This is a genomic window from Companilactobacillus sp. FL22-3, from assembly GCF_054881455.1.
The window spans coordinates 21,128-27,343 of sequence record NZ_JBTYYZ010000017.1 but is presented as its reverse complement, the minus strand read 5'-3'; the positions used below and the strand labels follow the sequence as shown (position 1 = coordinate 27,343).

Below are 6,216 nucleotides of genomic sequence, written 5' to 3'. Positions count from 1 at the left end.
TTAATTAGTGAATGCGAAACCAATGCTGAACGTGTTATACTTGTATCTGAAATTACAAATTGAAAGGATGTTATATTTTGTCTAATACACCAAATCATCAAAAAGTTGTTTTAGTCGGCGACGGCGCTGTAGGTTCTAGTTTTGCTTTTGCAATGGCTCAACAAGGAATTGCTGAAGAATTCGTTGTTGTCGATGTCATCAAGGAACGTACACAAGGTGATGCACTTGATCTTGAAGATGCAACTCCATTTACTTCACCAAAGAAGATCTATTCTGGTGAATACTCAGATTGCAAGGATGCTGACTTAGTTGTCATCACAGCTGGTGCTCCTCAAAAACCTGGTGAAACTCGTTTAGACCTTGTAAACAAGAATTTGAAGATTTTATCAACAATTGTTAAACCAATTGTTGACTCAGGCTTCAATGGTATTTTCTTGGTTGCTGCTAACCCTGTTGATATCTTAACTTACGCTACATGGAAATTCTCAGGATTCCCTAAGGAAAAAGTTATTGGTTCAGGAATTTCTTTGGATACTGCTCGTTTACGTGTGGCTCTTGGTAAGAAATTCAATGTTTCACCTGCTTCTGTTGATGCTTACATCTTGGGCGAACATGGCGATTCAGAATTTGCTGGTTACTCAGCAGCTACTATCGGCACAAAACCATTACTTGAAATTGCTAAAGAAGAAGGCGTTTCAACTGATGATCTTGCTAAGATTGAAGACGAGGTTCGTAACAAAGCTTACGAAATCATCAACAAAAAAGGCGCAACCTTCTATGGTGTTGCAACTGCTATGACACGGATTTCAAAAGCTATCTTACGTGATGAAAATGCGGTTCTTCCTGTTAGTGCTTACATGGACGGCCAATATGATGGCTTAAAAGACATCTACATTGGTACACCAGCTGTTATTAATGGTTCAGGTTTAGCTCGTGTTATTGAATCTCCATTAAATGCTGATGAAAAACAAAAGATGGCTGCTTCTGCAAAAACTTTGAAGAAAGTTTTAAACGATGGTTTAGCTAACTTGGAAAAATAAAGTTAATTTTTTGACTGTTATTAAAAAATCGATAATTCGCGAACTTAATTTACGCGGATTACCGATTTTTTTGTTTGTCTAAAAGTTCAAAGTACAAAAGGCGGTCCAAACCAAGCGAGCCGCAGGACGGAAGTTAAACTATTCTGTGTCGTCTGATTCACCAGGCTTAGAACTCGCACTGTATTTCGGCTCAACTCTCGTTGGAGGACGGACGATTAAGCTAATTTTGTTCCTACTAATAACTTCATCACAGTTGACTAAGCATAATTTCATTCTTTCAACCTTTAATTATTGATTTAAAAACTAATATCGGCCGCAAATATCTAAGACGACCTATAATAAGAGTGACTTTAAGAAGGAAATTTCCCACGCTGCGGCGCTCCAAGAAATTGATGTTACTCAGTTAAAGAAGACGCTTGAAACCGAGGAACTATTCGTTAATACTGTCGAATGGAAGCACGTTAACTATTCAGCATATCTGAAAAGTACAAATGAAATTCTCAAGAGTAAAGTTGAGGAGAAAAACCGTATTAAACGGCTTCAAAATAATCAGCAAAGGATTAATTTTGCTGAAGAAGGCATGCGAATTCATAAACATCAGAGCGGAGAGATTTGCGCATTTTGTGGAAACGCTATTTCCGAAGAAACCTTTCAAGAACTCGAATCATACTTTAGTGCTGATGAAGTGGCAGTATTGAAAAACCGAATTGTTGAGGGTAAGAAAAAAGTAAGTCAATTATCAAGCTTAATTATAAGCATGAAATGGACTCAGGCAGCATTTTATCCGGAATATCAGGAAACGGCGGGGAATATTTTGGATGATTTAGTTGCACATAAAAAGATAATATTATCATTTTGTGACGCTTTGGAAGACGCACTAGAATCCAAAGAAAAAAATTTATTTAGCGAGTTGGACGAATTAGACATAGAAGTTCCAGAAGATTTTGATTTTTCGAGTTACAATTCGTTGGTGAAGAATAATAAGGAGTATGGAGCATCACTCGCAACAAAAAAAAGGGAGGCACAAGAAAAGCTCCGATATAACATGATTTACAAATTACTTGGTCAGTTCAAATATGATGTGAAATGTGTGCAGATGAACGATGTAAGAAAAACATTTAAAAATGTCAAAGAAGAGTTTGACAAAAAAGTAGGACAGCAAGCAGACCTTGAAGCGGACATTCAGAATTTGAATGATCAAATTGATGCTTTGAAGCCGAAAGCCGAGGTACAGGCAATTAAAAACATCAACAAACGTTTACAAGGAGTTGTTCCGTGGCAGTTAACTTACACAGAAAATGAAGAGACTGGTTATTACCAGGTTTCACAAACTGTAGGTAAAAAAAGCACACTACGCAGAGTGAAAGAGTTATCCACTGGTGAAAAAAATGTAATTGCACTATTATATTTTTTAGAGAAACTAGGTGAGACAACCATACAAACATCTACGTCTCCAAAGTTAATAATTTTTGATGACCCAATGAATTCGAACGACTCTGATATGCAATATTTGATTATTACGGAAATGCAGAAACTTTATCAAGGGAAGCAAAGAGAACGCTTTGATCACCAAAAAGACTTCATTGTAATCATGACTCATAATATTCATTTGGTAGATTGTAAAATTAATCCGAACGCTGTTCGGACAAAAAAGATCAGCTTCCTTTAAAATGGTGTTTACCACAAACCCATCTTTTAGGAGCTGATCTTTTGTCTAGTATAACCTATTCCGAACGAATTAAAATCGAAACCTTTTGTGAACTAGGGCTGTCCAATATCCAAATGGGCGTTCGGCTGAACCGATCACCGTCAACAATTTCTTATGAATTATCTCGATGTCAACCTTATCAGGCTGAATTAGCACAAACAGATGCCGAATACAAGCGATCACGATGTGGTCGGAAAACTAAGCTGAGCGATGAGTTAAAGCAAAAAATTCTCAACCATTTACGTCTAAGCTGGTCACCAGGAATGATTGCTCACGAATTTAAACTAGCTACTAAATCTATTTATAATTGGCTAAATCAGGGGAGAATTGGTTTCTCTTTGAATGATCTACCTGAACATGGCGTACGCCAACGGCGTAACGTTGACCAACGATCCAAATATAATCAATCTTTGGGGCGATCAATTGAACAGCGTCCCATGATGATTAATCAACGTAAGCGCATCGGCGATTTTGAACTAGATACAGTCGTTGGTCCTCGTGGGCATAGTAAGGCAGTTTTATTAACTTTAATCGATCGCAAATCACGGTTCCTTTGGGCATACCGGTTAAAAGATCGGACGACAGCGACTGTTAATGAAGCACTAACTAAGTTCCTAACCACTTTTAATGGTCCGGTGCACAGCTTTACTGTGGACCGTGGCACTGAGTTTAGTGGGCTAGTATCACTTGAATCACAATATGGTATTAAGACCTATTACTGCCATGCTTATACGCCAGCTGAACGTGGTAGTAATGAACGCTTTAATCGGAATTTACGTTATTTTTATCCTAAAGGGACTCGTTTTGAGCACATTAGTGCTCAAGATTTAACGACGACGTTACTCCAAATTAACCAGCGACCGCTTAAAATACTCGACTGGCAAACACCGTATCAGGTTATGCTGACAAATTTGTCCAAAAATTCGGATTAAATTTGCAATCTACCATTTTTACTTAAACGTTCCTCCGTATGGGGCATTTGAAGACAAGAACGGCAAGACAAAATATGATAAGAGTGACTTTTATCATTTGCGGCAAGGGTCATTCGTTCAGATTACTGATGCGAAGCGGGATATGCAGACAAATTATGATGCACTCTGGATAGAACTTGGTGATTTGGCAAAACATGGGTATACAAATTCCATGCTTAACTCAATGCGTCGAATTATTGAGACGTACATCGAGTTTACGGGAATTAAGCAGGATGAATTTTATCGGAATAATGAGCAGTATCTCAAACTATTCAATGTTAATTCTCATTCAGCCATTGACGAGTTTTCTGCACAATCCTTTACCGAGAGCGCAGATGAGTTGGTATCAATCTTTCATCGGATTCTTGCGGATAATCATGCTGAAGCTCATTTCACAGCACACTGGAAAAACGATAATGCAGTAAAGCATTAGTTCTCAATATTTATTTTGATAGTAGCACGTACATCGCTCTGCAATTTCTCTCATATCATCGTTTCGCCAAGCATACATTTGAATGAACAATATCTTTAATTAAAAACAGAGCTGCATTTTATTATTACAGCCAAAGCAACTGGCCAACAGGGTATGCCCTAATGGCCTTTTTTATTTCCGTGCTATACTAGGAATTACAGATGTTCATTAGAACTGTCCAAAAGGAGAACTGAAAATGACTAAAATCGGTTATGCTCGCGTGAGTTCCAAGGAGCAACATTTAGATCGACAGTTAGCGGCTTTAAAAGGCGTTGATAAATTATTTACGGATAAATTAAGTGGGGCTAACACCAATCGACCTGAACTGCAAAAACTGCTGGCTTATATCCGCGAGGGTGATATTGTCTTGGTCACTGAACTAGATCGCTTGGGCCGAAACAACCAGGATTTAACCCAGATCATGAACACCATTCAAAGTAAGGGGGCCACCCTAGATGTGTTGAATTTGCCGTCTATGACGGGGATTGCTGACCAAAACTTACGTCAACTCATGACCAACCTCATCATTGAACTATATAAGTATCAAGCCGAAAGTGAGCGTAAGCGGATTATTGAGCGGCAGCAACAAGGCATTGCCCTGGCTAAACAACAAGGCAAATATCATGGTCGGAAACCTCAATATGCCAAAGATGATCCCCGCTTGCAACATGCTTTTAAGCTTTATCAGGCAGGCATGAGTGACATAGACGTTGCTCGGAATACCGGGATCAAGCGGACAACTTTTATTCGATATCGTAAAAAGCTTAATATCAAGAGATAGGACACTTAGCTAGTGTATACTAATCATTCATGAATATAAATCATATGTACCATTTGCAAATATACGTGCTACGTGCTATTATACATGTAATGATATTTATTAAGCTTACTTAGCATGTATGAGGAGGGAAACTAATGGAAATTATTACATTTTCAGCTATAAAAGGCGGCGTTGGTAAAACTACCCTAGCTTTTAATTATGGTGAATGGTTAGCAAAAAATGGCAAGCATGTTTTATTTATTGACTTAGACCACCAAAGTAATTTAACCCAGACTTACAACATTTACGACAATCAAGACACCGTTGGCAACATTTTCTTAGATCGAGGGAAAGTCAAAATACATGAAATAAGTGCTTATATTAGTCTAATTGCCGGAGACATGCACCTTGACGATATTGAGCGGACCATTGAAAATAAGACTAACAAAAACATGTTCCTCTACATGTGGTTGTCAGATAATTATGAACGCTTAAATTTAGGAAAATTCGAGTATATTATTTTGGATTGTCACCCAGATTTTTCTACTGCTACCAAGAATGCAGTAATCATTAGTAATGCTATCCTTAGTCCAATCACACCTAGCGAACATGGGTATAATGCAAAATTTAACCTAGAAGAAAGAATTAACGAATTACGCAAAGAAGCCATTGATTACTCTACTAGAAAATCTTATGTCACGACCAAATTATTTTTTATCGCCAACATGATTAAACACAACACAAGATCATCTCGCGAGTTATTAAAAGCCTTAAAAGGCGATCCCAGTGTATTGGCTACAGTTCCAGAAAAGGAGCTATTCAATCGTTCAACGTTGGATAAAAAATCTCTTTCAAAAATGGCTGAAGACCACAAAACATATATTGATCAACATGAATTTTTTGATAGTATGGACAAAACATTTAATGAAATCACGGAAAAGTTATAAATGCTTTGTACACGTGTTAATCACATGTATATTCAATACGTATACATGTGAATTATAAAGGAGGACTACCTATGGCATTCGATCCAGAGAACAAAAACATAAAAAAGGCACTACAAAAAAATGAAACAGAACAGCAAACTGATACTAAAGATAAACTTGTTATTCCTGTTTTTAAAGATGAAGAGGAACGTACTAAGAACTATACCTTTTCACTTCAACCTAGCGCACGCAAAAGACTTGATGGTCTGGCTAAAGAACATAATTTTAAGTCTGCCTCCAAATTTTTAAATGAGCTTATAAAAAATATGTGATGTCACT

7 protein-coding genes are annotated in these 6,216 nt (G+C 37.4%); all 7 read left to right on the top strand.

Going from position 1 to position 6,216, the window contains the following annotated elements; all coding sequences use genetic code 11:
* The first annotated feature begins 77 nt into the window (after positions 1–77).
* Positions 78–1,040 carry an L-lactate dehydrogenase gene (locus ACYT32_RS12020; RefSeq protein ID WP_198073575.1) on the top strand — a complete coding sequence of 321 codons (963 nt, stop codon included), beginning with the start codon at positions 78–80 and terminating at the stop codon, positions 1,038–1,040.
* A gap of 319 nt (positions 1,041–1,359) precedes the next feature.
* Positions 1,360–2,709, top strand: coding sequence for an AAA family ATPase (locus tag ACYT32_RS12015; protein ID WP_373926910.1), 1,350 nt, complete (start codon positions 1,360–1,362; stop codon positions 2,707–2,709).
* 41 nt (positions 2,710–2,750) lie between these two features.
* On the top strand, positions 2,751–3,680 hold the full coding sequence (locus ACYT32_RS12010; RefSeq protein ID WP_003592463.1) for an IS30-like element ISLpl1 family transposase: 930 nt from the start codon (positions 2,751–2,753) through the stop codon (positions 3,678–3,680).
* On the top strand, positions 3,658–4,152 hold the full coding sequence (locus ACYT32_RS12005; protein WP_395266445.1) for an AAA family ATPase: 495 nt from the start codon (positions 3,658–3,660) through the stop codon (positions 4,150–4,152). The genes ACYT32_RS12010 and ACYT32_RS12005 overlap by 23 nt, the downstream gene beginning before the upstream one ends.
* A gap of 235 nt (positions 4,153–4,387) precedes the next feature.
* The gene (locus ACYT32_RS12000; protein ID WP_105923078.1) at positions 4,388–4,972 is read left to right on the top strand and encodes a recombinase family protein; all 585 of its coding nucleotides are present in this window, start codon (positions 4,388–4,390) and stop codon (positions 4,970–4,972) included.
* A gap of 134 nt (positions 4,973–5,106) precedes the next feature.
* Entirely contained in the window at positions 5,107–5,898 is a 792-nt protein-coding gene (locus ACYT32_RS11995; RefSeq protein ID WP_016527412.1) for a ParA family protein, read from the top strand.
* 71 nt (positions 5,899–5,969) lie between these two features.
* Positions 5,970–6,209 (top strand): hypothetical protein, encoded by a 240-nt coding sequence (locus ACYT32_RS11990; RefSeq protein ID WP_041095869.1) that lies wholly within the window; start codon positions 5,970–5,972, stop codon positions 6,207–6,209.
* Positions 6,210–6,216 lie beyond the last annotated feature (7 nt).